Below are 24,850 nucleotides of genomic sequence, written 5' to 3'. Positions count from 1 at the left end.
CGGCGCATGTTCTGGGCGATGCTGGCGGTTGCTGTGGGTTTCGTGGGGCTCGCCGTGCTGGCGGTTCTCGCGGTACGGGTCTTCATCGAGGCGCAGCGCCTCGGGAGTCAAGTGGCCGACACCACGCAGCGGATCAACCGCGCGGCCGAGGATCTCGAGCGGGCTGCGGTGGGTGTCGCGAAGGCCGGCGGCGACGTGGTCTGACGGCCCGTCGGCGCCCCGGCGGAGTGTGGAAAGCGCTTTACCGTCGCGGCCTGTCCCGTTGTCGGGGTCGGCGGGTACGCTCCCTTTGGCGGCCCGGTAGTGAGGCGCGGTCCGCAATTGGGAGGACGCACGGGCATTGCCTCGTGTTTACCCCCACGGGATACGATCGCTGCCAGCACGGTGGTCGGACAACAGTCCGAGGTCCGATCGGTACCGGCAGCCCCGCCCCTGCCGCCTCAGTGAGAAGGTAAACGGATATGTTCGGAAGGCTCGGTGCACCCGAGATCATCCTGATCCTCGTAGTGGTCATTCTGCTGTTCGGCGCGAAGAAGCTTCCCGACATGGCGCGTTCGCTGGGCAAGTCGGCCCGCATCCTCAAGAGCGAGGCCAAGGCCATGAAGGGCGAGGGCGGCGACAAGGCGGCCGCTCCCTCCGACCCGCCGCAGGACGCCAAGGACACCGCGGTGCCGCGCACCATCCAGGCGGCCCCCGGCGACGTGGACAGCTCGCGTCCCGTGAACGAGCAGACGAACCAGACGACCAAGAGCTGATCGAAGGCCGCCCCTGCCATGGCGGCCTGCCGCACGAGATGAGGACGTGGGTTGCTCAAGTCTGCCCGCAAACAGGAGAAGGATCCCGAGGGGCGGATGCCGCTCGCGGAGCACCTGCGTGAGCTCCGCAACCGGCTCGCGAAGGCGCTCCTGGGCATCGTCGCGATCACGATCGTCGCCGCGTTCTTCTACAACGACATCATCAATGTGATCACCAAGCCGATCCTCGACTCGGTCGGTTGCGCGCAGTCGTTCTCGGAGCTGGCGAAGACCGCATCGGACAAGCCCTGCGCCCAGATCACCCTCAACGGTCTGCTGACTCCCTTCACCCTCGCGCTGAAGGTGTCGCTGATGGTCGGTGTCGTCGGGGCCTCGCCGGTCTGGCTGTACCAGCTCTGGGGCTTCATCGCGCCGGGTCTGCACCGGCACGAGAAGAAGTACGCGTACGCGTTCGTGGCCACGGGCGCTCCGCTCTTCATGGTCGGCGCCTACTTCGCCTACAGGGTGCTGCCGACGACGGCGAAGGTCCTCATCGACTTCACGCCGGGCAACGCCCAGAACCTGCTGCCGCTCGACGACCTGCTCGACCTCGTGCTGCGCATGGTGCTCGTCTTCGGACTCTCCTTCGAGCTGCCCCTGCTGCTGATCTTCCTCAACCTCATCGGGGCGATCACCGGCAAGCGGATGCTCGGCTGGTGGCGCGCGATGATCATGGGCATCACGGTGTTCGCGGCCGTGGCGACGCCGAGCACCGACCCGCTGACCATGCTGATGCTCGCGGGTCCCATCTGGATCCTCTACTTCGGAGCGGTGACCTTCTCGCTGCTCAACGACCGGCGCAGGCGGCTGAGCGAGGCCGACGGACCCGATGACGACGAGGCGTCCGAGCTCGACCTGACGCCCGAGGACATCGGCGAGATCGAGCCCGTCCCGGCGAGCCGGGCGCTCCCGGAGCAGGCGTCCTCCGAGCGGGCGGACACGGCGACACGGCCGGACCGGGTCAACGGTTACGACGATGTGACCTGAGGTAACTCCAGTTCGGGGCGGGGTACTTGTTAGTGTCCGCCCGTGAGCCGTGAGATCACCCTCTTCGTCAATCCCACCGCGGGACGCGGCCGGGGCGCACAAGCTGCGCAGCCGGCCGCCTCCGCTTTGCGGGCAGCCGGTTTCCAGGTGCGCACCGTCGTCGGAACGGACGCCGACGACGCCCTCGCACGCGCGCGTGCGGCGGTGGCGGAGGGGACCGGGGCGCTGGTGGCCGTCGGCGGGGACGGCCTCGTGAACCTCGCACTGCAGGCGGTCGCCGGGACCGACACACCGCTCGGGATCGTCGCCGTAGGCACCGGCAACGACTTCGCCCGCGCCCTCGGCCTTCCGATACGTGACCCGGCCACGGCCGGCCGGCTCGTCGCCGACGCGCTGAAGGGCTCGCGGAGCCGCGAGGTCGACCTCGGCCGGATCGGCGACCACTGGTTCGGCACCGTGCTCGCCTCCGGCTTCGACTCCCGCGTCAACGACCGCGGCAACCGGATGCGGCTGCCGCTCGGCCGCTTCAAGTACGACCTGGCGATCGCACTGGAACTGGCCACCTTCAAGGCGGTGCCCTTCAAGCTGACGCTCGACGACGGCTCCGTACGCGAGGTCCCCGCGACCCTGATCGCCGTCGGCAACGGCAGCTCGTACGGCGGTGGCATGCGGATCTGCGCGGAGGCCGACATGGCCGACGGTCTTTTCGACGTGACCGTGGTCGGGGACTGCTCCCGCACGACCCTGCTGAAGGTGTTCCCGCGCGTCTACAAGGGGACCCACCTCGACCACCCCGCGGTGAGCGTGTACCGGGCCGCGCGTGTCGAGCTGGCCGCCGGGGGCATCACGGGCTACGCGGACGGGGAGCCGGTCGGCGCGTTGCCGCTGGTCGCGGAGTGCGTGCCGGGGGCGGTCCGGATCCTCACCGGCTGAGACGGCAAGGCCAAGGGCCCTTCTGACGGATCTTGCCGGAGTCGCGGGGCCGGACGATGCGGCCTCCCGCGTCCGGCTGATCCGTCAGAAGGGCCCTTGCCGGATAATGATCGTCCGATGTCAGTGGTCGTCGGTAGGCTGGAAAGCACGATGACAGAGGACCTCTCTCCGGCCGAGCGGTATGCGGCAGCCCGTAAGCGGGCCGCCGAGCAGGCCACCGCACTCGCGACCTTCCGCGAGATGTACGACTTCGGCCTCGACCCCTTCCAGATCGAGGCGTGCCAGGCGCTGGAGGCGGGCAAGGGCGTCCTGGTCGCGGCGCCCACCGGCTCCGGCAAGACGATCGTCGGCGAATTCGCCGTACACCTTGCCCTTCAGCAGGGCAAGAAGTGTTTCTACACGACACCCATCAAGGCCCTGTCGAACCAGAAGTACCAGGACCTCTCGAAGCGCTACGGCGCGGACAAGGTCGGCCTGCTCACGGGCGACAACAGTGTGAACAGTGACGCGCCCGTGGTCGTGATGACCACCGAAGTGCTGCGCAACATGCTGTACGCGGGCTCGCAGTCGCTCCTCGGGCTCGGCTACGTCGTCATGGACGAGGTGCACTACCTCTCCGACCGCTTCCGCGGCGCCGTCTGGGAAGAGGTGATCATTCACCTCCAGGAGTCCGTGACACTGGTCTCTCTGTCGGCGACGGTGTCGAACGCGGAGGAGTTCGGCGACTGGCTGGACACGGTGCGCGGCGACACCGAGGTGATCGTCTCCGAGCATCGGCCCGTACCGCTGTTCCAGCACGTGCTCGCCGGGCGCCGGATGTACGACCTCTTCGAGGAGGGCGAGGGCAGCAAGAAGGCGGTCAACCCCGACCTGACGCGGATGGCGCGCATGGAGGCCAGCCGCCCCTCGTACCAGGACCGCAGACGCGGCCGGCACATGCGCGAGGCCGACAGGGAGCGGGAGCGCAGGCAGCGCTCCCGGATCTGGACGCCGGGCCGCCCCGAGGTCATCGAGCGGCTCGACTCCGAGGGCCTGCTGCCCGCCATCACGTTCATCTTCAGCCGCGCCGCCTGCGAGGCCGCCGTCCAGCAGTGCCTGTACGCGGGCCTGAGGCTCAACGACGAGGACGCGCGGGCCGAGGTCCGCTCGATAGTCGAGGAGCGCACGGCGGCGATTCCCGACGAGGACCTGCACGTCCTCGGTTACTTCGAGTGGCTCGAAGGCCTGGAGCGCGGCATCGCCGCACACCACGCGGGCATGCTGCCGACGTTCAAGGAGGTCGTCGAGGAGCTGTTCGTACGCGGCCTGGTGAAGGCCGTGTTCGCGACGGAGACCCTGGCACTCGGTATCAACATGCCTGCCAGGTCGGTGGTGTTGGAGAAGCTCGTCAAGTGGAACGGCGAGCAGCACGCGGACATCACGCCCGGCGAGTACACGCAGCTCACGGGCCGCGCCGGGCGGCGTGGCATCGATGTCGAGGGCCACGCCGTGGTGCTGTGGCAGCGCGGCTTCAGCCCCGAGTACCTGGCGGGGCTCGCGGGTACGCGCACGTACCCGCTCAAGTCGAGCTTCCGGCCGTCGTACAACATGGCGGTGAACCTGGTCGACCAGTTCGGCCGCCACCGGTCGAGGGAGCTCCTGGAGACCTCCTTCGCCCAGTTCCAGGCGGACCGCTCGGTCGTGGGCATCTCCCGGCAGGTGCAGAAGAACGAGGAGGGGCTCGAGGGCTACAAGGAGTCCATGACCTGCCACCTCGGCGACTTCGATGAGTACGCCCGGCTGCGGCGCGAACTCAAGGACCGCGAGACCGAGTTGGCCAAGCAGGGGGCCGCGCAGCGGCGCGCCCAGGCGGCGGCCGCGCTGGAGAAGCTGAAGCCCGGTGACGTCATCCATGTGCCGACGGGGAAGTTCGCGGGCCTCGCGCTCGTGCTCGACCCGGGCATTCCGGCCGGCCGGTCCAACGGGCATCGCGGCTTCGAGCACCACGACGGTCCGAGACCGCTGGTGCTGACCGCCGAGCGCCAGGTCAAGCGGCTCGCCTCGATCGACTTCCCGGTGCCCGTGGAGGCGCTGGAGCGGATGCGCATCCCGAAGTCGTTCAACCCGCGCTCACCGCAGTCCCGGCGTGACCTCGCCTCCGCGCTGCGCACCAAGGCCGGCCACATCGTGCCGGACCGGCACAAGAAGAAGGGCCGCTCGCAGGCCGCGGACGACCGGGAGATCACGCGGCTGCGGGCCGAGTTGCGGGCCCATCCGTGCCACGGCTGCTCCGACCGCGAGGACCACGCGCGGTGGGCCGAGCGCTACTACCGGCTCAAGCGGGACACCGGGCAGCTGGAGCGGCGGATCGAGGGGCGCACCAACACGATCGCGCGGACCTTCGACCGCATCGTCAAGCTGCTCACCGAAATGGACTATCTGCGCGGCGACGAGGTGACCGAGCACGGCAAGCGGCTCGCCCGCCTCTACGGTGAGCTGGACCTGCTCGCCAGCGAGTGCCTGCGGGACGGCGTCTGGGAGGACCTGAACCCGGCCGAACTCGCGGCGTGCGTCTCGGCGTTGGTGTTCGAGGCGCGGGTCGCGGACGACGCGCTCGCGCCCAAGCTGCCCGCCGGCAAGGCCAAGGCGGCGCTCGGCGAGATGGTGCGGATCTGGGGCCGGCTCGACGCCCTGGAGGAGGAGTTCCGGATCAACCAGGCGGAGGGCGTGGGCCAGCGCGAGCCCGATCTCGGCTTCGCCTGGATCGCCTACCAGTGGGCGTCCGGCAAGGGGCTCGACGAGGTGCTGCGGGAGGCCGAGATGCCGGCCGGTGACTTCGTGCGCTGGTGCAAGCAGGTCATCGACGTGCTGGGGCAGATCGCGGCGGCCGCGCCCACGGAGGGCTCCACGGTGGGGCGCAACGCGCGCAAGGCCGTGGACGCCGTGCGCAGGGGAGTCGTCGCCTACTCCTCGGTGGGGTAGAAGCCCGGAGCGGAAGCAGGGCGTACGTCGGCGGGCCCACCCGGATCCCGGGTGGGCCCGCCGCTGCGTTCGGCTCCGTTCGCGCGCGCGGACGCCATTGCTCCACGTGTGCGATTCGCGACCGAGCGTGTAAATGGAGCGAGTGTATTCCTGTCGTGGGGCGGATTTCAGGGCCTTACTGAATATGACCCGGCGATGATCCCGCCGGACTAAGCTCGCTCGCAGCGCACCGAGTTGAGATGGATTCGGCCGCTTGTTCCCCTATGCGCCGAAGTTCCACGATGCGGCGCGTCTGAAGCGTGACGAACCATCCTGAATCTCCGACGTTCCCAGACCCGACCGTTCAGAGGGCATACATGGTGAGTGTTCAATCGCCTCCCGGTGGCCGAGAAGTCCCCTATCTGCGCGTGCTGTTGCTGCCCGCCATGGTCTTGGCGGCCGCCACCGGAGCAGCCGCCGCCCTGGTCACGCAGCCCGCCCGGCCGGCCGTCGCCCTGTGCGGCGCGCTCGGCGTGCTCCTTGTGCTCGCCGTCTCCGCCGAGACCGTCCGCCGCGGCCGCGTCAACAGGGCACAGCGCGCCCAATACGCGCAGCACGTCGCCGAGTTGGAAGCCCATATAGCCGCCCAGGAGCAGCGCACGATGCGGGTGGCCAAGGAGGTCTTCCCACACGCCCTGTACCGGATGGGCGCCGGCGACCGGCCGTACGACGCCGTCCGCAACACCTGCGACTCCGAGCCCGCCTTCCGTGATGTCACGCCCGGCGAGCGCGAGTTGATGGGCATGGCGCTCAAGCAGATCGACAGGGAGATCACACAGCGGGACGCCGCACAGCGCGCCTTCGTCTCCGTCGCCCGGCGCGTCCAGGCCATCGTGCACAAGCAGGCCGAGGAACTCCGCGAGATGGAGGAGGACCACGGCCGCAACCCCGAGGTCTTCGACGACCTGCTGCGCGTCGACCACGGCACGGCCCTGATCGGCCGCCTCGCCGACTCCGTCACCGTCCTCGGCGGCGCCCGCCCCGGGCGTCAGTGGCCCAAGCCCGTCAAGCTCTACAGCGTGCTGCGCGGCGCCATGTCGCGCATCCTCGAGTACCCGCGCATCGACCTGCACGCCATCTGCGACGTGGCCATCAGGGGCGTCTCCGTCGAGCCCGTCATCCACGCCTGCGCCGAACTCCTCGACAACGCGACCCGCTACTCGCCGCCGACGACCCGGGTGCACGTCACCGCGGTCGAGGTGCAGACGGGCGTCGCCATCGAGATCGAGGACGGCGGCGTCAGCCTCAGCGAGGAGCAGCGCCGTAAGACCGAGGGAATGCTGGAGAAGGCCAAGTCCGGCTACGACCTCAACGACCTCGGCGAGAGCCCGCGGCTCGGCCTCGCGATCGTGGGCCGGCTGTGCGCGATGTACGACATGCAGATCTCGCTGCGCCAGTCCGCGTACGGCGGCGTGCGCGCGGTGCTCGTCGTTCCGCGCGACATGATGAGCACCCAGCACGCCCCGGGCCTCGCCCACGGCATCGGCGCTTCCGCCGTGCCCCGCGTCGACCACAAGGGCGTACCGGTCAAGGAGGAGCCGCGGCTGAAGAAGACGCGCCGCCCGACCACGGGACCGCGCCCCACCACGGCACCGCGCCCCGTCACGGGCCCGCGCCCCTCCGCCCCACTCGTCGCCGCGATGGAGGACGACGTTCCCGTGGTCACGGAATGGCGGGCCAACGGCCTGCCGCAGCGGCGCAGGAAGTACGACACGAAGGTCATCGAGGACCAGATCATCGTGACGCCCCGCAACCCGGACCTCTCGACGCCACCGCCCGCGGCGGAGCCCGCCCCGGCGGCGTACGGGACTCCGGCACCGGCCTCCGCCCCACCAGGGGAGGCGGACCGGCACGACGGGGCCGAGCAGCCCGAACCCGGCCTGTGGGTCGAGGCGTTCATGAGCGGACTGCGGCCCGAGGGGGGCCCGGCCGAGGCGGCCGAAGCGGTGGGGCACACCGCCGAGGACCCGGAAGGCTCGGCCAAGCCGCATGGCGACGCGTACAACCAGCAGGTCGACGAGGGAGACCACCAGTGATCCAGCAACGGGCCAATTTCGACTGGATGCTCAAGGAGCTCGCCGAGTGCGTGCCCAATGTGAAGCAGGTGGTCGTGCTCTCCTCGGACGGGCTGCGCATCGCCCGCTACGGCGGTGACCCCGACGCCGCCGACCGAATCGCCGCCGCCTGCGCGGGACTTCAGTCCCTGGCCTCCGCCGTCGCCACGGAGATCCCGGAGAGCAGCGGCAAGATGAACATGGTCATCATCGAGGTCGACGGCGGCTTCTTCTATCTGATGGCCGCGGGCAAGGGCGCGTATCTCGCCGTGCTCGCCGACCAGTTCGTCGACGCGGGCCTCGTCAGCCACCAGATGCGCGACCTCGTCATCCGGATCGGCGCCCATCTGACGAGTCCGCCACGGCGCAACGGCCAGACCGTATGACGCACCGTCCCCCCGAACCCCCCTTCAGGGAACCGCCGCCCAAGCGCGAGCGCCGGGCGCAGCAGGGCGACGGAAAACCCGACCCCGAGCGTCTCTACGTCATCACGGGTGGCACCGACGGAAGCGATCGCGCGCCGCTCGACCTGGTGACCCTGATCGTGGCGCGCGGCGATCCGCCACCGGCGTCGCCGCCCGAGCAGGCCGCCGTCATCCGCCTGTGCAGGACGCCCCTGTCGACGGCCGAGATCTCGGCCTACCTTGCTCTGCCGTTCAGCGTGGTCACCGTGCTGCTCGGTGAACTCCTCGCGGCCGAACTGGTGCAGGCACGTGCGCCGGTGATCCGCGGCGCGGTCGCGGACCGTTCCCTTCTCGAAGCGGTGATGCATGGACTACAGAAGCTCTGACAGCACGGCCGGGACCGATACCGCGATGAGTCTGAACATTCCGGGGCCCCGGGCCGAGGAACGACTGCCCGACACCGTCACGTCGGCCGTAAAGATCGTCATCGTGGGCGGCTTCGGCGTCGGCAAGACCACCATGGTCGGCTCGGTCAGCGAGATCCGGCCGCTCACCACCGAAGAGACCATGACGCAGGCGGGTATCGGCGTCGACGACAACTACGGCTCGGAGACCAAGACCGCCACGACCGTGGCCATGGACTTCGGCCGGATCGGCATCACCGAGGAACTCGTCCTGTACCTCTTCGGCACGCCGGGGCAGGAGCGGTTCTGGTTCCTGTGGAACGGCCTGTTCGAGGGCGCGCTCGGCGCCGTCGTGCTCGCGGACACCCGCCGCCTCGAAGTCAGCTTCGACGTGATCGGGCGGCTCGAGGAGCGCGGAGTGCCGTTCGTGATCGCGAACAACACCTTCCCCGACGGGCCGCGCTATCCCAGCGAAGAGCTGCGCTCGGCCCTCGACCTGGACCCGCACGTCCCCATCGTCGACTGCGACGTGCGCCGCAGGGCGTCCAGCCGCGAGGTGCTGCTCACGCTGATGCGGTATCTGCACGAGATGGCACTGCACCGCGCCTGAGACTCAGTCAACAGCCCTACCACTTCACGTAGTTCGCTTCTTCTGCCGTCGAACCACACCGACCGGAGCATTCCCGTGACGTCTCCCTCCCAGCCTCCACAGTCGCCCACCGCCTTCGACGCCCCGCCGCCGGGCTGCCCCGCCCACGCCCTCGGCCCCGACGGTCTGCGCCGCCTCTACGGGCCCGAGGCGGACGCGGACATCGCCGGCGTCTACGAGAAACTCCGCGCCGAGTACGGCCCGGTGGCCCCGGCGCTCATCCATGAGGACGTCCCCATGTGGGCGGTGCTCGGGCACACCGAGAACCTCCAGATGGTGAGCACCACGTCCCTGTTCAACCGGGACTCGCGGAACTGGAGCGCCGTCAAGGACGGCACCGCGGGGCCCACACACCCGCTCGCCCCGGTCTTCACCTGGCAGCCCATGTGCGCGATGGAGGAGGGCGCCGAGCATCTGCGGCTGCGCAGCCCGGTCACCGCCGCCGTCGAGACCGTCGAACACCGTGAGCTGCGCCGCTCCATCAACAGGGCCACGCAGGAGATCATCAACCGGTTCTCCGAGCGCGGCACCTGCGAGGTCGTCAGCGAGTTCGCCGAGCACCTCCCGATGATGGTGATGCTGGAGATGCTCGGCGCCCCCGAGGCCTACAGCGAGCGCATCGTGCAGGCCACCCGCGACCTGCTCAAGGGCGGCGAGTCGGCCATCGCGTGCAACGAGTACCTGATGGGCATCCTGATGGATCTCGCCGTGCGGCGCCGCGCCGCGCCGCTCGAGGACGACTTCACCAGCACCCTGATCACCTCACCCTCCGCGCTCACCGACGACGAGGTCGCGCAGACTCTGCGGCTCATCCTCATCGCCACATACGAGGGCTCGGCCAACCTCATCGCGAACGTACTGCGTGTGGTGCTCACCGACCCACGGTTCCGCGCGCGGCTCAACGGCGGGCAGATGACCGTGCCGGAGGCGGTCGAGCAGTCGCTGTGGGACGAGCCGCCGTTCAGCGCCAACGTCGGCTACTTCGCCAAGGCGGACACGGAACTGGGCGGACAGCGCATCCGCGCGGGGGACGGCCTGATCTTCGGCATCCAGCCGGGCAACGCGGACCCGAGGGTGCGGCCCGAACCCGGCGCCCACATGATGGGCAACCGCTCGCACCTCGCGTTCGGCGGCGGCCCGCACGAGTGCCCTGGGCAGGACATCGGGCGTGCGGTGGCGGAGATCGGGGTCGACGCGTTTCTGATGCGCCTGCCCGACGCCGAACTCGAGGTGTCCGAGACCGAGTTGAGGTGGACCTCGACGATCATGGGGCGGCACCTGGTGGAGCTGCCGGTGGACTTCACGCCGCGTCCGCCGCAGGACGTGAAGTCCCAGCCCGGCCAGCTGCCGTCGCAGCGGCCGGAGTGGAAGATCACGTCGGACCCGTCGGACCTGTCGACCACGCCGCCGCAGGCCACGATGCCCCCGGCCGCGCCCGCCGCGCCGGTGGCCCCCGATCCGGCCGTGCGGCCGCCGCGCCCGTACGTGCATCCGAACTCGCAGGGGTCGGCCGAACTCGGCCTGTGGCAGCGCTTCCTGCGCTGGTGGCGCGGCGAGTGAGCCGGTTTCGTCACCGGTTTCGTCATCGGTTTCCTCACCGGTTCCTCAATCGGTGAGTGAGCCGGTTTCCTTGCCCGGCCCCCGGTCCCACCGCTCGTACGCGGTCCAGGCCGTGAGTTCCCTCCGGCTCACGAAGCGGTGCTCGCGGCCGGTCACCGGGTCCGTGAACTCCAGTGACCGGGACAGGAGTTGGAGGGGGCGCCGGAAGTCGTCGTCCGCCGCGCGGTCGGCGACTTCCGGGAAGAGCGGGTCGCCGAGGATCGGCAGGCCGACGCGGTTCATGTGGACACGCAGTTGGTGCGTGCGACCGGTGTGCGGGGTGAGGCGGTACAGCGCCAAGTCGCCCTTGCGCTGGGCGAGTTCGATGCGGCTCTCGGCGTTCGGCTCACCGCCCGGCACCTCGAACGCGGCGAGCCTTCCCGGTTCCTTCTCGATCCGGCCGCGCAGGGTGACGGGGAGCTCCACCCGCGGGTCGTACGCGGCCACCGCCTCGTACTCCTTGGTGACCAGGCGGTCGCGGAACAGGGTCTGGTAGCGGCCGCGCTCCTCGGGCCGCACCACGAACAGGACGAGCCCGGCCGTGAGGCGGTCGAGGCGGTGGGCCGGGCTCAGCCGCTCGATGCCGAGGTCGCGGCGGAGCCGGGCGAGCGCGGTCTCGGTGACATGGCTGCCGCGCGGCGTCGTGGCGAGGAAGTGCGGCTTGTCGGCGATCACGATGTGCTCGTCGCGGTACACGACCTCGACGGGGAACGGCACGGGGACCTCGGGCGCGAGCTCCCGGTGGAACCACACGGTGCCGCCCGCCTCGTAGGGGCTGTCGGCGGTGACCGGGCGCCCGTCCGCGGTCACGAACGCCCCTTGCGCGATCATCCGGTCGATCACCGTGTCCTCGGCGGGAAGCCGCTGCACGAGGTGATCCCGCACGGTGCGCCCCGGCCCGCCCTCCGGCATCCGTACGCGGACGGCGTCGATGCCTGCACGCTGCGCGAGCGGGGAGGGCGGCGGGGCGGGGCGCTTGCGTCTTCTCACAGGGAGAAAGGGTACGGCGGCGGAGGCGCGGGATCAGGCCTCCTGCTCGGCCTCCACCTGCGCGTTCCAGTCGCGCTTCGAGGCCTGCCAGCCGTCCTCGTTGTGCCCGAGGCGCCAGTAGCCGGAGATCGACAGGTCCTCGCGCGGGATCGCGCGGTCGACGCGCAGATGGCGGCGCAGCTCCTTCACGAAGCCCGCCTCGCCGTGCACGAACACATGCGGGCGGCCCTCGGGGAAGTCGAGCCCGGTCACCGCGGAGATCAGCGCCTGGCCGACCGGGCGGCCCGCGCGGTGCAGCCAGGTGACCTCGACGGGGGAGTCGATCTTCTGCTCCTCCTCGGGGCCCTCCACCTCGATGAAGGCGTGTGCCCGCGTGCCCTCGGGCAGCGCTTCGAGGGCGGCGGCGACCGCCGGCAGGGCGCTCTCGTCACCGGCGATGAGGTGCCAGTCCGCCGTGGTGTCGGGGTGGTAGGCGCCGCCGGGGCCCATCATGTGGATGGTCTCGCCCCCTTCGACGCCCGCGGCCCACGGCCCTGCCAGGCCCTGGTCGCCGTGCACCACGAAGTCGAGGGTGAGCTCCAGTGCCTGCGGGTCCCAGGCGCGCACCGTGTACGTACGCGTCACGGGCCACTGGTCGCGGGGCAGCTCCTCGCGGATCCTGGCCACGTCGAAGGGTTCTTCGTACGTCACCCCGGCCGGCGCGAAGAGCAACTTCACGTAGTGGTCGGTGTGTTCGAGCTCTTGCGGGAAGTCCGCGAGCCCTTCGCCGCCGAGCACCACCCGTCGCATGTGGGGTGTGAGGCTCTCGGCGCGCACGACCTGTGCGGAGCGGGCCTTGCGGGGCGGGCGTGCGGGGCGCTCGGCCATGGGCGGTCTCCCTCGATCCACTATTAGTTAGGTATACCTAAGCTAACACCTCATTCTGAGAGGGTGCTGAGGAGGCGCTGCAAAGAACCTCCCAAGCCCCAGCGGGCCGCCAACTCGTCGAGGGCCGCGGAGTCGTGCGGCTCGCGCGGCAGTGCCGTGTCCACCTCCGGCAGCGGTACGTCCCCGGCGACCAGCACCACCTTCGGTGCCACCGCCAGGTACGGGCGCGCCTCGTCGAGCCGCCTGCGCTGTGTCGGCGTCAGCTTCGACTTCGGGTCGTCGACGGCCGCCATGATCCCGGCCAGGTCCCCGTACTGCGCGAGCAGCTTCGCCGCCGTCTTCTCGCCGACGCCGGGCACGCCCGGCAGCCCGTCGCTCGGGTCGCCGCGCAGCAGTGCCATGTCCGCGTACCCGGAGCCGTCCACCCCGTACTTCTCGCGGAGCAGGTCCTCGTCCGTCACCTGCAGCGTGCCGACGCCCTTCAGTGGGTACAGCACGCGCCGCTCCAGCTTGTCGTCGACCAGCTGGAAGAGGTCGCGGTCGCCGGTGACGATGTCGACCGGCACCTCGGCCCGCCCCGTGAACGTACCGATCACGTCGTCCGCCTCGTACCCCTCCACGCCCACGCGCGCGATGCCCACCGCGTCGAGCACGGCCTCGATGACCGGGACCTGAGGGGAGAGCGTGTCGGGGATCTCCTCCGCGTCCGGCGAGCCGGCGGGAGTCTCCTCGGCGACGCGGTGCGCCTTGTACGAAGGGATGAGGTCGACGCGCCACTGGGGGCGCCAGTCCGCGTCCATGCACGCCACCAGGTGCGTGGGGCGGTGGTCGTGCACGAGGCGGGTGATGAATTCGAGGAGCCCGCGCACCGCGTTCACCGGGGTGCCGTCCGGGGCCTTCACGGAGTCCGGAACCCCGAAGTAGGCCCGGAAGTACAGAGATGCGGTGTCGAGCAGCATCAGGCGGTGGTCCGTCCGGTCCGCCGATCCTGTCGTGGATGTCGTCTGGGTCACGTTCGCATCATGCCGCACGCCACTGACAGTCACCGACCGTAAGGATGCGAACAGTATGAGTGAACATGCTGTGAACTGGGTAACTCCCCCGTTTGTTTCGGATAAACGGGGGCAGGCGCGGCCACGGAGCGGTGCCGGTCCGTACTTCAACTATTGAGGACGGACCGGTCAAGCGGACGGATCCGTATCGCTCTACGGCCCGCCGGCGGGGGAGGCGGGCCGTGTTGTTTCGACCCGAGAGGTGTATGTGTCCAGGCTTGAAGCCGAAGACCTGTACAAGGTGTTCGGCAGACAACCCGATGAGGGTGTGGAGAAGCTCCGTAACGGTGTGGATCGTGAGGAGCTGCGCGCCGAAGGAACCACCGCCGCCGTGATCGACGCGTCGTTCACGGTGGAGTCCGGCCAGATCTTCGTCGTCATGGGTCTGTCGGGATCCGGTAAGTCCACGCTCCTGCGGATGCTGAACGGACTCCTGGAGCCCACCGCCGGACACGTGCGCTTCGACGGGCAGGACCTGACGGCGCTGGCTCCCAAGGAGCTGCGCGAGGTGCGCTCCCACAAGATCAGCATGGTGTTCCAGCACTTCGCGCTGTTCCCGCACCGCTCCGTGATGGAGAACGCGGGTTACGGCTTGGAGGTGCAGGGCGTTCCGCGCGCCGAGCGCGAGGAGCGGGCGACCGAGGCGCTGCGTCTCGCCGGCCTCGAAGGGTGGGAGAAGTCCTTCCCCGACGAGCTGTCCGGCGGTATGCAGCAGCGTGTGGGCCTGGCCCGCGCGCTCGCCACCGATGCCGATCTGCTGCTGATGGACGAGTCGTTCAGCGCGCTCGACCCGCTGATCCGGCGTGACATGCAGGACCAGCTCCTTGAGCTGCAGAAGACGCTGAAGAAGACGATCGTCTTCATCACGCACGACCTCAACGAGGCGATGCGTCTGGGCGACAACATCGCGGTCATGCGCGATGGTCGGATCGTCCAGATCGGCTCGGCGGAGGACATCCTCGTCACGCCGGCCAATGACTACGTGGCCTCCTTCACCCAGGACGTCGACCGTTCCCGCGTGCTGAGCGCGAGCGCGATCATGGCCGACGCCGAAGACGGCTACGACATGGACGACGCCCCGGCGAAGGTCCACCAGGACGCGCAAATCATCGACCTGTTCACGCCGTGCTCGACGAGCGAGATACCCGTCGCCGTCGTGGACGACGAGGGCGAGCTCGTCGGTGTGGTGCCGCGCGAGCGGCTGCTCGCCGTGCTCGGCGAGCCGATGAAGACCGTCGAGAACGGTACGAACGGTGAGGCCGCCGGCCTCACGAAGGACAAGAAGGACGCCGTCCCGTCGCCGCGTGGCGAGGGCGACGAGCCGGCGGAGAAGGTGAATGCCGGTGCCTAGGATCCCCTTTGGTGACTGGGTCAACAGCATCGTCCAGTGGATGCTGACCCACCTCGACTGGCTGTTCGGCTTCTTCGAGGACATCTTCAACGGTGTCTACAACGGCCTGAGCGACGTTCTGCAGGCGCCCGAGCCGCTTCTGCTGGCGGGCATCTTCGCCGTGATCGCGTTCTGGCTGCGCGGCACCGTGGGCGCCGTCCTGGCCTTCGTCGGGTTCTGGTTCATCCAGAACCTGGAGCTGTGGGACGACGCGATGCTGACGCTGTCGCTCGTCCTCGTGTCGACGGTCATCGCGCTCATCATCGGCGTGCCGCTCGGTATCTGGGCGGCCCGCTCCAGCCGGGTCAGCAATCTGTTCCGTCCGGTCCTCGACCTGATGCAGACGCTGCCGGCGATGGTCTACCTGATCCCCGCCATTCTGTTCTTCGGTTCGGGTGCCCCGGCCGGAATCGTCGCGACGCTGATCTTCGCGGTGCCGCCGGGCGTGCGCATGACCGAGCTGGGTATCCGGCAGGTCGACAAGGAACTGGTGGAGGCGGCCGACGCGTTCGGTACCAAGCCCAGCAATACGCTGTGGCGCGTGCAGCTGCCGCTCGCCCTGCCGACGATCATGGCGGGCGTCAACCAGGTCATCATGCTGGGTCTGTCGATGGCCGCGATCGCGGGCATGGTCGGTACCGGCGGACTCGGTGGCTCGGTCAACGAGGCCATCGGTCAGCTGAACGTCGGTCTGGGTGCCGAGGCCGGTATCTCGATCGTGATCCTGGCGGTCTACTTGGACCGCATGACCAGCTCGCTCGGTCAGCAGGTCTCCCCGCTGGGCCGCCGCGCACTCAACAAGCTGCGGGCCACGCACGGCCTGAAGATCTGGTCCTACCGTCCCCGCCCGGCCGTCGCCGTGGTCGGAGTCGTCGTCCTCGCGCTGGTCGCGGGCGGCATGGGCATGTTCGGCCAGACCAGCACCGGCGGTTCCCCGACCGCAGCGTCCACGAACGTGGGTCAGGGCAAGAAGATCTCCATCGGTTACATCCCGTGGGACGAGGGCGTCGCCTCGACGTTCCTGTGGAAGGAGATCCTCGAGCAGCGCGGCTTCGACGTCGAGACCAAGCAGTTCGACGCCGGCCCCCTCTACACCTCGCTCGCCGACGGCAGTGTCGACTTCCAGACCGACTCGTGGCTGCCGACGACGCACGCGCAGTACTGGAAGAAGTACGGCAAGCAGCTTGAGGACCTGGGTTCCTGGTACGGGCCCACGTCCCTCGAACTGGCCGTGCCTTCGTACATGAAGGACATCAAGTCCATGGAGGACTTGAAGGGCCAGGCCGACAAGTTCGGTGGCAAGATCACCGGCATCGAGGCCAGCGCCGGCGAGATGCAGCTGCTGAAGAGCAAGGTCCTCAAGGCGTACGGCCTCGACAAGGAGTACAAGGTCGTCGACAGCTCCACGCCGGCCATGCTGGCGCAGCTGAAGCGTGCCTACGCCGCGAAGAAGCCGATCGTCGTTCCGCTGTGGTCGCCGCACTGGGCGTACAACGACTACAAGCTCACCAAGCTCAAGGACCCCAAGGGTGCCTGGGGCAAGGGTGACGGGGTGCACTCGCTGGCCCGCAAGGGCTTCGGCAAGGACTTCCCCGAGGTCAACAAGTGGGTCAAGAACTTCAAGATGAGCGAGAAGCAGCTCACGAGTCTTGAGGCCGAGATCAACAAGGTCGGCAAGGGCAAGCAGCCGGACGCCGTCAAGGCGTGGCTGAAGAAGAACCCCGGCTTCGTCAACAAGGTGGCCCCGGTCAAGCAGGGGACTCCGGCCGAGGCCAAGCGCCCCGTGAACGTCGCCTGGTTCCCCTGGGACGAGGACATCGCGGTCACGCACCTCTGGAAGAACGTTCTGGAGAAGAAGGGCTACAAGCTCAACCTGAAGCAGATGGACGTCGGCCCGGTCTACACCGGCCTGGCCAGTGGTGACCTCGACGTCAACTTCGACGCCTGGCTGCCGCACGCCCAGTCCAACTACTGGGACAAGAACAAGAACAACCTCAAGGACCTGGGCAGCTGGTACAGCCCGACCTCCCTTGAAGTGTCTGTTCCGTCCTACGTGAAGGGCGTCAAGTCCTACGAGGACCTGAAGGGCAAGTCGAAGCTCTTCGACGGCAAGATCATCGGTATCGAGGCCGGTACCGGCGAGATGAGCCTGCTGAAGAAGGACGTACTGCCCGCCTACGGCCTCGACAAGGAGTACAAGGTCGTCGACGGCTCCACGCCGGCGATGCTGGCGCAGCTCAAGCGCGCGTACGCCAAGAAGGAGCCGATCGCGGTCGTGCTGTGGTCGCCGCACTGGGCGTACAACGACTACAAGCTGACCAAGCTCAAGGACCCGAAGAAGGCGTGGGGTCCGGGCGACAAGATCCGCACCATCGCCAACAAGGAGTTCCCCAGCAAGTACCCGCAGCTCACGAAGTGGTTCAAGAACTTCAAGATGAGCGAGGGCGAGCTGGCGAGCCTGGAGTCCGAGATCACGAAGCAGGGTCAGGGACACGAGGAGGCCGCGGTCGCCACGTGGCTCAAGAGTCACCAGGACGTCGAGAAGCGGATGACCTCTTCCTGACCTCTTCCTGACTTCTTCCTGACCGCCTTCTGAGGCGTGACCGTTCGTGAGGGGCGGGTTCCCGAGAGGGAGCCCGCCCCTCACGGCGTTTCCCGCGCTCACATGAAACCGCGGGGTGAACATGCGTAGGGTGCATTCAAACGAATCGGGCACATGAAGAACCGGGCGCATGAAGAACCGGGCGCATGAAGAACCGGGCGCATGAAGAACCGGGCGCATGAACAGGGAAACGCACAGGGCAACCGGTGGGAGGGAGCGGAAGTCATGGACGAACACAAGGAATCACTTCGCGTGGGCGCGGCCGTCCGGCGCCGCCGTCGCTCCCTCGAACTGACCCTGTCGGCCGTCGCCGGGCGAAGCGGCCTGTCGGTGCCGTTCCTCAGCCAGGTCGAGAACGAGCGGGCACGGCCCAGCCGCCGCTCCCTGGAGAAGGTCGCCGACGCGCTCGGCACCACCGCGGTCGAGCTCCTCGCCGCCGCCGACCCGGCCCGCACCGTGGACCTGGTGCGCGCGGACGACACCTCCGTGGAGAGCGGTGCTCCGGAGGACGCGGACGGGTTCGTCGTACGGTCGCTGGTCCGCGGCCACCACCAGATGCACGCCCAGGAGTTCGTCGGCGACCACGATCCGGGCCGCGAGTTCCAGCTCCGCAACGACGTGCTGATGCATGTCACCCAGGGCGCCGTCGAAGTCGAGGCGGAGGGACGCGCGTACCGGCTCGTCCGCGGTGACACCTTGTACCTGACGGGCGGCGTGCGGCACCGGTGGCGGGCGACCGTGCCGGACGCGCGCGTGGTCGTCGTGGCGGTCGCCGAGCACATCGACGCGGTCGACGAGCCGGGCCCGAAGTAGGCCCGCCGCCGTGCGTGTCGTCTCGCTCGTGCCGTCCCTGACCGAGTCCGTCGCCGTGACGCTCCCCGGTGTGCTCGTCGGCGCGACCGACTGGTGCACCCATCCGGCGGATCTCGACGTGGCCCGGATCGGCGGCACCAAGAACCCCGATGTGCGCGCGGTTGTCGCGCTGCGTCCGGACCTGGTCGTCGCCAACGAGGAGGAGAACCGGCCGGGCGACATCGCCGACCTGCGTGCGGCGGGCGTCGAGGTGCTGGTCACCGAGGTACGTGAACTGCCGCAGGCCGTACGGGAGTTGGACCGGGTGCTACGGGCGTGCGGGGCGGCGGCGCGGCCGCGGTGGCTGGACGAGGCGGAGGCCGCCTGGGCCCGACTCCCCGCGCCCGGGCGCCGGTCGACGGCCGTCGTGCCGATCTGGCGGCGGCCGTGGATGGTGCTCGGCCGGGACACCTTCGCGGGGGACCTCCTGGCCCGGCTCGGCGTCGACAACCTGTACGCGGGCCACGCCGAGCGCTATCCGCGCATCACCCTCGACGAACTCCGCGCCCGGAACCCGGACGTGGTGATCCTCCCGGACGAGCCGTACCGCTTCACGGAGGACGACGGCCCGGAATGCTTCGAGACACCGACCGCACTGGTCAGCGGCCGCCATCTCACTTGGTACGGACCGTCGTTGGTGGAAGCGGCGGGGCTTGATCTATCAAGCCCCTGCGGCGATTGAGCAGCGGGGCCCGGGGCAGAGCCCCGGAGCGGCGGACGGCCGACCGTAAACATCACGGTGCCGCCAGAAGCCGCCCGCCGAGAAGCCCGCACACCGTGCGAACCGCGGCGACCACCCAGACCCCCACCAACCCCACGTAAAGCACGACCGCGAGGCCGTCGAACACCACGAGCCCCGTGTGCCTGCCCAGCCCCTCCGCCCCCGTCACACACGTGCCGACGGGGAACGTGAACGCCCACCACGTCATCGCGAACCCCATACCCCGGCGGCGAGCCCGCAGCACCATCGCGAGGGCGAGCGCCAGCCACATCAGGGCGAACCCCATCACCGGCACCCCGTACAGGACGGCGAACGCGGTGAAGCCGTGGGCGTACGAGGCGGGGAGTACGCCGCCCGCGACGTCGGCGAACTTGTTGGCCGCGGTCGTCGATTGGCCCAGCGGACCGAGCACGAGGAACAGCGTCGGCGTCAGCAGCAGCGGCAGCGGGCCCGCCGTGACGAGCCGCGCGAAGATCACCGGCAGCATGACCAGGGTCGCGAGCAGGCTGAGGCCGAACATGGCGTAACAGGCGAACAACAGGGTCTGCTGCGCCTGCCCGGCCGGCAGGTGCGGCAGCAGCAGGGGCCCCACGGCCGCGGACACCATCGGCGCCACGACCGGCAGCAGCCACACCGGCGAGGCCTCGTCGGCGGCGATGCGATGGCGGACCACCATCAGGTACGGGATGGCGACCGCCGCGGCCAGGCCGACGACGGTGCCGGCCACGAACAGCACGGCGTCCACGGTGATCGCCGCCCGGACACCGATCCAGTCCTGCCCCACGAGTACCGTGCCCGCGCCCACCGCGAGGAGCGCCATCGACAGGCAGCCGTAGAACGGTGCGACCGTCGGGTCGAGCAGCTGCTCCCTGGCCCGGTCCCGGTGGTGAGCCCAGTGCAGGGCGCGGGCTCCGAGGAGAACGAGGAGCAGCACGAACGACAGGGCCCACATCACCGTGAGGCCGGTGCGCAGGCCTGCTAGGTGCACGGGCAGCGTGGCGCCCGCGTTGGCGATGATCGCGGTGCCCATGACGGAGGCGTACCAGTTCGGGCCGAGTTGGCGGACGGCGGCGCGGACGCCGGAGGCGGGGAGCGGGAGGGAGCGGGGGCGAGGTGCGGGGTGGGCGGCGGTGACCATGGTTCTACGGTCCCGCCGGCCATCGGCCCCCACCAGGGACGATCTCGCTATGAGGGCATAACCTGGCCTTATGAGCCACGAGCGGACAGGGATCACGGAGCAGGCGCCGGACGCGGGGCTCGCGCACCGCGTGCCCGAACTCGGCGCGCTGCAACTGCTGCTCGCGGTGGCCCGGCTCGGCAGCCTCGGCGCGGCCGCCCGCGCCCTCGGCATTACGCAGCCCGCCGCGAGCAGCCGGATCAGGTCGATGGAGCGGCAGCTGGGGCTCGCCCTCGTCGACCGCTCGCCGCGCGGCTCGCGGCTCACCGACAGCGGGGCGCTCGTCACGGACTGGGCCCGGCCCATCGTGGAGGCGGCCGAGCAGTTCGACGCGGGGGCCTCCGCGCTGCGGGACCGGCGGGACTCGCGGCTGCGGGTGGCGGCGAGCATGACGATCGCCGAGTATCTGCTGCCGCGTTGGCTGATCGCGCTGCGCGCCGAGCGGCCCGACACGGCGGTGTCGCTGCTCGCGGGGAACTCGACGGCGGTCGCGGAGCGGCTGCTCGGGGGTGAGGCGGACCTCGGGTTCGTGGAGGGGCGCACGGTTCCCGCGGGGCTCGATTCGGCGGTCATCGCGCACGACCGGCTGATCGTGGTGACGGCGCCGGGGCATCCGTGGGCGCGTCGCCGCAAGCCGCTGGCCGCGGGGGAGTTGGCCGTCACCCCGCTCATTCTGCGGGAGGAGGGGTCGGGGACACGGCAGGTCCTGGACGCGGCGCTCGGTGGGCTTGCGCGGCCGTTGATCGAGCTGTCGTCGACGACCGCGGTGAAGTCGGCGGCGGTGAGTGGGGCGGGGCCCTCCGTGCTAAGCGAGTTGGCGGTGGGGGAGGAGCTTGCCGCTCGGCGGCTTGTGGAGATTCCGTTGGAGGGGGTGGGGTTGGCGAGGGAGTTGCGGGCGGTGTGGCCGACGGGGCATCGGCCTGTCGGCCCGGCGCGGGATTTGCTGTCGCTGACCCGGTCCGGGTGAGCCTCGTCCGGCTCCCGGTCGCGGGGCGCTGCCCCGGACCCCGCTGCTCAATCGCCGCAGGGGCTTGAATGGGGCACTCGTCGCCGAGGCCGCCAGGGTGTGTGCTTGTCGTCGAGACCGCTTGAATGGGGCACTTGTCGCCGAGAGGGCGGTTGAAATCGAGTGGCGGGCCGTTGTTCGGCGGCGGCACCATCGCTTCATGACGTCAGCGCCTTCCGCCGCCGGTGTGCGTACCCCATGGAGTGCGCTTCCTGGTCCTGTCCGTGTCGGGGTCGAGGACGTGCTCGGGGCTGCGGTCGTGGAGGCCGTGACGCAGTCCGGGGGGTTCTCGCCCGGGGTCGCCGCGCGGGTCGTGCTCGACGATGGGCGGCGGGCGTTCGTCAAGGCTGTGAGTGCCGAGGTGAACCCGGTCAGTCCCCGGATGCATCGCCGGGAGGCGCGCAATGCCGCGGCGCTGCCGGTCGGGGTGCCCGCTCCGCGTCTGCTCGGCGCGTACGACGACGGGACCTGGGTCGCCCTCGCCTTCGAGGACGTGGCGGGGCGGCAGCCCCATGTGCCTTGGCAGGAGGGGGAGTTGGCGCGGGTGCTGGATGGTGTGGGGGAGCTGGCCCGGGTTCTCACGCCCGCCCCGTTCCCCGTGCGCGCCGTCGGTGAGGAGTTCGGCGAGCGCTTCAACGGCTGGCGGGTGCTGCTCGACGAGGGGCGGGTGGCGGACGCGGGCCTTGATCCGTGGGCCGTCGGCAACGTCGAGTGGCTTGCCGAACTCGCCGCGCCCTGGCGCGGGTTCGCGTCCGGCGACACGCTCGCGCACGCCGATCTGCGTGCCGACAACATTCTGCTCACCGAGCACGACGTCGTCTTCGTCGACTGGCCGCACGCCCTGCGGGCCGCTCCCTGGTTCGATCTGCTGTTCATGCTGCCGTGCGTCCGGGCGCAGGGCGGGCCCGATCCGGAAGAGGGCTTCACGGGGCATCCGCTGGGGCGCGCGGCCGACCCGGAGGGTGTCACGCGGACGCTCGCCGCGCTCGCCGGGTTCTTCCTGGAGCACGCTGCCCGGCCCGCCCCACCCGGCCTGCCCACCCTGCGGCCGTTCCAGCGCGCGCAGGGCGCCGCCGCCCTGGCCTGGCTGCGGACCCGGCTCAGAAACCGTGCGGCGTACCCGCGGCCCGTACCAGACCTTCCGTGACCCGCGCGTCCTCGCCCATCTCGGGGTGCCACTGCACGCCCATCACCCAGGACATGCCGGGGAGTTCGACCGCCTCCACCGTGCCGTCGTCCGCGTGGGCCGAGGCGACCAGGCCCCTGCCGAGGCGGTCGACCGCCTGGTGGTGGTAGGTCGGGACCTCGGCGGGCTCCGGGACGAGGTCGCCGTAGCGGGTGCCCGGCACCGGAGTGACGGTGTGGGTGCCGAAGACGCCCGTCTCCTTGACGTGGCCCTCGATGTGCTGCGTGAGCGTGCCGCCGAGGGCGACGTTGAGCAGCTGCATGCCGCGGCAGATGCCGAGCAGCGGCGTACCGGACGTCAACGCGGCCCGGATCAGGGCGAGTTCCCAGGTGTCCCGGTCCCCGGCGGCCGGACCCGTGCGCGGGTCGCGTTCGGCGCCGTACCGGCCCGGGTCCACATCGGGGCCGCCCGCCACGATCACCCCGTCGAGCCGGGCCACCACCGACGGCGCGTGCTTCGGGTCGTCCGGGGGTGTCATGGCGGCGAGCCCGCCGGACTCCTGCACGAGCCGCGGGTAGCCGACGGGCAGCAGCGCCGCGGGCAGCTCCCAGATGCCCCAACTGGCCTTGCTCTCCAGGTAGGTGCTGATGCCGATCAGCGGCCTGCTCACCATGGTGTCGCGCTCCCCGATGCCGTTCCCCGATGCCGTACGTCCCGAGCCACCCGAGCGTACGAGATCACGGCGCACGCCACCGGGCCGTTCAGCATGCGGGCAGCGCCACCGGGGCAGTGTCCACTCGGCGTGCCCCGTGGCTGCTTCCCTGGTGGCGGCCCGGCGATTACGTTGTGGTTCCGGTTGACCTGAGGAGGATCTTCCCGTGGCAGACCGCACATCCCCGCTGACCGTGGAGGAACTGCACGCCCTCGTCGGAAGCGGAGAGATCGACACCGTGGTCCTGGCGTTCCCCGACATGCAGGGCCGCCTCCAGGGCAAACGCTTCGCCGCCCGCTTCTTTCTCGACGAGGTCCTCGAGCACGGCACGGAGGGCTGCAACTATCTGCTCGCCGTCGACACCGAGATGAACACCGTCGACGGCTACGCGATGTCGTCCTGGGACCGTGGCTACGGCGACTTCGCCATGCGCCCCGACCTGTCCACCCTGCGCCGCGTCCCGTGGAACGCGGGCACGGCCATGCTCACCGCCGACCTCGCCTGGGACGACGGCTCCCCGGTCGTCGCCGCGCCCCGGCAGATCCTGCGCCGCCAGCTGGAGCGCCTCGCCGAGCTCGGGCTCACCGCGCAGGTCGGCACCGAACTCGAGTTCATCGTCTTCAAGGACACGTACGAGCAGGCCTGGGACGCCAACTACCGGTCCCTTACGCCGGCCAATCAGTACAACATCGACTACTCCGTCCTCGGCACCGGCCGCATCGAGCCGCTGCTGCGCCGCATCCGCAATGAAATGGCGGGCGCGGGGCTCACCGTCGAGTCCGCGAAGGGGGAGTGCAATCCCGGGCAGCACGAGATCGCCTTCCGCTACGCCGAGGCCCTCGCCACCTGCGACCAGCACGCGATCTACAAGACCGGCGCCAAGGAGATCGCCGCGCAGGAGGGCTGCTCGCTCACCTTCATGGCGAAGTACAACGAGCGGGAGGGGAACTCCTGCCACATTCATCTCTCGCTCGCCGATTCCGATGGCACGAACGTCATGGCCGGCTCCGGCGGGCACGGCATGTCGGAGCTCATGCGGCACTTCCTCGCCGGTCAGCTCGCCGCGCTGCGGGACTTCTCGCTGCTCTACGCGCCCAATATCAACTCGTACAAGCGGTTCCAGCCGGGGTCCTTCGCGCCGACCGCCGTCGCCTGGGGTCACGACAACCGCACCTGCGCGCTGCGCGTCGTCGGCCACGGCCGCTCGACCCGCTTCGAGAACCGGCTCCCGGGCGGCGACGTCAACCCGTATCTCGCCGTCGCCGGGCTCGTGGCGGCGGGCCTGTACGGGGTCGAGAACAAGCTGGAACTCCCCGAGGCCTGCGCCGGGAACGCCTACACCGCCGACTACGCGCACGTCCCGTCCACGCTGCGCGAGGCCGCCGAGCTCTGGGAGAACAGCCCCCTCGCCCAGGCCGCCTTCGGCGACGAGGTCGTCGCCCACTACCGCAACATGGCGCGCGTCGAGCTCGACGCGTACGACGCCGCCGTGACCGACTGGGAACTCCGCAGGGGATTCGAGCGGCTGTGA

At 70.0% G+C, this 24,850-nt stretch carries 22 protein-coding genes; 17 read left to right on the top strand and 5 right to left on the bottom strand.

What is annotated here, in order from left to right; genetic code table 11:
• The first annotated feature begins 6 nt into the window (after window positions 1-6).
• The 10 genes from ACIRHA_RS22225 (at window position 7) to ACIRHA_RS22180 (ending at window position 10,785) form a co-directional block, all read left to right on the top strand.
• Window positions 7-204, top strand: a complete 198-nt coding sequence (locus ACIRHA_RS22225) for a hypothetical protein (protein ID WP_403848323.1) — start codon at window positions 7-9, stop codon at window positions 202-204.
• Window positions 205-461: 257 nt separating this feature from the next.
• The gene (gene tatA, locus ACIRHA_RS22220) at window positions 462-755 is read left to right on the top strand and encodes a Sec-independent protein translocase subunit TatA (protein WP_403848321.1); all 294 of its coding nucleotides are present in this window, start codon (window positions 462-464) and stop codon (window positions 753-755) included.
• A 51-nt stretch (window positions 756-806) separates the two neighbouring features.
• Window positions 807-1,781 (top strand): twin-arginine translocase subunit TatC, encoded by a 975-nt coding sequence (tatC, locus tag ACIRHA_RS22215; RefSeq protein WP_403848318.1) that lies wholly within the window; start codon window positions 807-809, stop codon window positions 1,779-1,781.
• Between the two features lie 42 nt (window positions 1,782-1,823).
• Window positions 1,824-2,714, top strand: a complete 891-nt coding sequence (locus ACIRHA_RS22210; protein WP_403848315.1) for a diacylglycerol kinase — start codon at window positions 1,824-1,826, stop codon at window positions 2,712-2,714.
• Between the two features lie 150 nt (window positions 2,715-2,864).
• Window positions 2,865-5,675: a DEAD/DEAH box helicase gene (locus ACIRHA_RS22205; RefSeq protein ID WP_403848312.1), complete on the top strand. Its 2,811-nt coding sequence runs from the start codon at window positions 2,865-2,867 to the stop codon at window positions 5,673-5,675.
• Between the two features lie 356 nt (window positions 5,676-6,031).
• Entirely contained in the window at window positions 6,032-7,750 is a 1,719-nt protein-coding gene (locus ACIRHA_RS22200; RefSeq protein WP_403848309.1) for an ATP-binding protein, read from the top strand.
• Window positions 7,747-8,154 carry a roadblock/LC7 domain-containing protein gene (locus ACIRHA_RS22195; protein ID WP_266721521.1) on the top strand — a complete coding sequence of 136 codons (408 nt, stop codon included), beginning with the start codon at window positions 7,747-7,749 and terminating at the stop codon, window positions 8,152-8,154. Before ACIRHA_RS22200 ends, ACIRHA_RS22195 begins: the two co-directional genes overlap by 4 nt.
• A complete protein-coding gene (locus ACIRHA_RS22190) occupies window positions 8,151-8,558 on the top strand; it encodes a DUF742 domain-containing protein (RefSeq protein WP_403848306.1) in 408 nt (135 codons plus the stop codon). Before ACIRHA_RS22195 ends, ACIRHA_RS22190 begins: the two co-directional genes overlap by 4 nt.
• Window positions 8,539-9,186, top strand: a complete 648-nt coding sequence (locus tag ACIRHA_RS22185; protein WP_403848303.1) for a GTP-binding protein — start codon at window positions 8,539-8,541, stop codon at window positions 9,184-9,186. Before ACIRHA_RS22190 ends, ACIRHA_RS22185 begins: the two co-directional genes overlap by 20 nt.
• A 75-nt stretch (window positions 9,187-9,261) precedes the next feature.
• Entirely contained in the window at window positions 9,262-10,785 is a 1,524-nt protein-coding gene (locus ACIRHA_RS22180; RefSeq protein WP_403848300.1) for a cytochrome P450, read from the top strand.
• 45 nt (window positions 10,786-10,830) lie between these two features.
• Here the strand turns inward: ACIRHA_RS22180 and ACIRHA_RS22175 are convergent, their stop codons facing one another.
• The 3 genes from ACIRHA_RS22175 to ACIRHA_RS22165 are packed head-to-tail and all read right to left on the bottom strand — an operon-like array spanning window position 10,831 to window position 13,640.
• Window positions 10,831-11,814, bottom strand: a complete 984-nt coding sequence (locus ACIRHA_RS22175; RefSeq protein WP_403848297.1) for a pseudouridine synthase — start codon at window positions 11,812-11,814, stop codon at window positions 10,831-10,833.
• Window positions 11,815-11,847: 33 nt separating this feature from the next.
• Entirely contained in the window at window positions 11,848-12,681 is an 834-nt protein-coding gene (locus ACIRHA_RS22170) for a siderophore-interacting protein (RefSeq protein WP_403848294.1), read from the bottom strand.
• A 50-nt stretch (window positions 12,682-12,731) separates the two neighbouring features.
• Complete coding sequence (locus ACIRHA_RS22165; protein WP_403848919.1) at window positions 12,732-13,640, bottom strand: 5'-3' exonuclease H3TH domain-containing protein; 909 nt, start codon at window positions 13,638-13,640, stop codon at window positions 12,732-12,734.
• Window positions 13,641-13,941: 301 nt separating this feature from the next.
• Here ACIRHA_RS22165 and ACIRHA_RS22160 point away from each other — a divergent pair, with 301 nt between their 5' ends.
• The 4 genes from ACIRHA_RS22160 (at window position 13,942) to ACIRHA_RS22145 (ending at window position 19,259) form a co-directional block, all read left to right on the top strand.
• Entirely contained in the window at window positions 13,942-15,084 is a 1,143-nt protein-coding gene (locus tag ACIRHA_RS22160) for a glycine betaine/L-proline ABC transporter ATP-binding protein (RefSeq protein WP_403848291.1), read from the top strand.
• Window positions 15,077-17,686, top strand: coding sequence for an ABC transporter permease/substrate binding protein (locus ACIRHA_RS22155; RefSeq protein WP_403848288.1), 2,610 nt, complete (start codon window positions 15,077-15,079; stop codon window positions 17,684-17,686). Before ACIRHA_RS22160 ends, ACIRHA_RS22155 begins: the two co-directional genes overlap by 8 nt.
• A 264-nt stretch (window positions 17,687-17,950) precedes the next feature.
• Window positions 17,951-18,538, top strand: a complete 588-nt coding sequence (locus ACIRHA_RS22150) for a helix-turn-helix domain-containing protein (RefSeq protein WP_403848285.1) — start codon at window positions 17,951-17,953, stop codon at window positions 18,536-18,538.
• Window positions 18,539-18,548: 10 nt separating this feature from the next.
• Entirely contained in the window at window positions 18,549-19,259 is a 711-nt protein-coding gene (locus ACIRHA_RS22145; protein WP_403848282.1) for a helical backbone metal receptor, read from the top strand.
• A gap of 52 nt (window positions 19,260-19,311) precedes the next feature.
• On the opposite strand, the gene ACIRHA_RS22140 is transcribed toward ACIRHA_RS22145, so the two are convergent.
• The gene (locus tag ACIRHA_RS22140) at window positions 19,312-20,436 is read right to left on the bottom strand and encodes a TDT family transporter (protein ID WP_403848279.1); all 1,125 of its coding nucleotides are present in this window, start codon (window positions 20,434-20,436) and stop codon (window positions 19,312-19,314) included.
• A 70-nt stretch (window positions 20,437-20,506) separates the two neighbouring features.
• On the opposite strand from ACIRHA_RS22140, the gene ACIRHA_RS22135 reads away from it, so the two are divergent.
• Both ACIRHA_RS22135 and ACIRHA_RS22130 read left to right on the top strand, forming a co-directional pair.
• A complete protein-coding gene (locus ACIRHA_RS22135) occupies window positions 20,507-21,442 on the top strand; it encodes a LysR family transcriptional regulator (protein ID WP_403848276.1) in 936 nt (311 codons plus the stop codon).
• 199 nt (window positions 21,443-21,641) lie between these two features.
• A complete protein-coding gene (locus ACIRHA_RS22130) occupies window positions 21,642-22,628 on the top strand; it encodes a phosphotransferase family protein (protein WP_403848274.1) in 987 nt (328 codons plus the stop codon).
• Here ACIRHA_RS22130 and ACIRHA_RS22125 read toward each other — a convergent pair.
• Complete coding sequence (locus tag ACIRHA_RS22125; protein ID WP_403848271.1) at window positions 22,582-23,280, bottom strand: gamma-glutamyl-gamma-aminobutyrate hydrolase family protein; 699 nt, start codon at window positions 23,278-23,280, stop codon at window positions 22,582-22,584. The two genes, ACIRHA_RS22130 and ACIRHA_RS22125, sit on opposite strands and share 47 nt — an antisense overlap.
• Before the next feature lie 205 nt (window positions 23,281-23,485).
• Here ACIRHA_RS22125 and ACIRHA_RS22120 point away from each other — a divergent pair, with 205 nt between their 5' ends.
• Window positions 23,486-24,850 carry a glutamine synthetase family protein gene (locus tag ACIRHA_RS22120; protein ID WP_403848269.1) on the top strand — a complete coding sequence of 455 codons (1,365 nt, stop codon included), beginning with the start codon at window positions 23,486-23,488 and terminating at the stop codon, window positions 24,848-24,850.

The organism is Streptomyces sp. NPDC102360, assembly GCF_044766085.1.
Taxonomy (GTDB): Bacteria; Actinomycetota; Actinomycetes; order Streptomycetales; family Streptomycetaceae; genus Streptomyces.
The sequence above is the reverse complement of the archived record's forward strand: the minus strand, read 5'-3'. Positions and strand labels throughout refer to the sequence as shown.

Coding starts and splice junctions, on each gene's coding strand:
- ACIRHA_RS22130 (WP_403848274.1), top strand. CDS start 21,642: ATGACGTCAGCGCCTTCCGCCGCCGGTGTGCGTACCCCATGGAGTGCG.
- ACIRHA_RS22200 (WP_403848309.1), top strand. CDS start 6,032: ATGGTGAGTGTTCAATCGCCTCCCGGTGGCCGAGAAGTCCCCTATCTG.
- ACIRHA_RS22140 (WP_403848279.1), bottom strand. CDS start 20,436: ATGGTCACCGCCGCCCACCCCGCACCTCGCCCCCGCTCCCTCCCGCTC.
- ACIRHA_RS22185 (WP_403848303.1), top strand. CDS start 8,539: ATGGACTACAGAAGCTCTGACAGCACGGCCGGGACCGATACCGCGATG.
- ACIRHA_RS22170 (WP_403848294.1), bottom strand. CDS start 12,681: ATGGCCGAGCGCCCCGCACGCCCGCCCCGCAAGGCCCGCTCCGCACAG.
- ACIRHA_RS22135 (WP_403848276.1), top strand. CDS start 20,507: ATGAGCCACGAGCGGACAGGGATCACGGAGCAGGCGCCGGACGCGGGG.
- ACIRHA_RS22125 (WP_403848271.1), bottom strand. CDS start 23,280: ATGGTGAGCAGGCCGCTGATCGGCATCAGCACCTACCTGGAGAGCAAG.
- ACIRHA_RS22205 (WP_403848312.1), top strand. CDS start 2,865: ATGACAGAGGACCTCTCTCCGGCCGAGCGGTATGCGGCAGCCCGTAAG.
- ACIRHA_RS22225 (WP_403848323.1), top strand. CDS start 7: ATGTTCTGGGCGATGCTGGCGGTTGCTGTGGGTTTCGTGGGGCTCGCC.
- ACIRHA_RS22150 (WP_403848285.1), top strand. CDS start 17,951: ATGGACGAACACAAGGAATCACTTCGCGTGGGCGCGGCCGTCCGGCGC.
- ACIRHA_RS22165 (WP_403848919.1), bottom strand. CDS start 13,640: ATGCTGCTCGACACCGCATCTCTGTACTTCCGGGCCTACTTCGGGGTT.
- tatA (WP_403848321.1), top strand. CDS start 462: ATGTTCGGAAGGCTCGGTGCACCCGAGATCATCCTGATCCTCGTAGTG.
- ACIRHA_RS22190 (WP_403848306.1), top strand. CDS start 8,151: ATGACGCACCGTCCCCCCGAACCCCCCTTCAGGGAACCGCCGCCCAAG.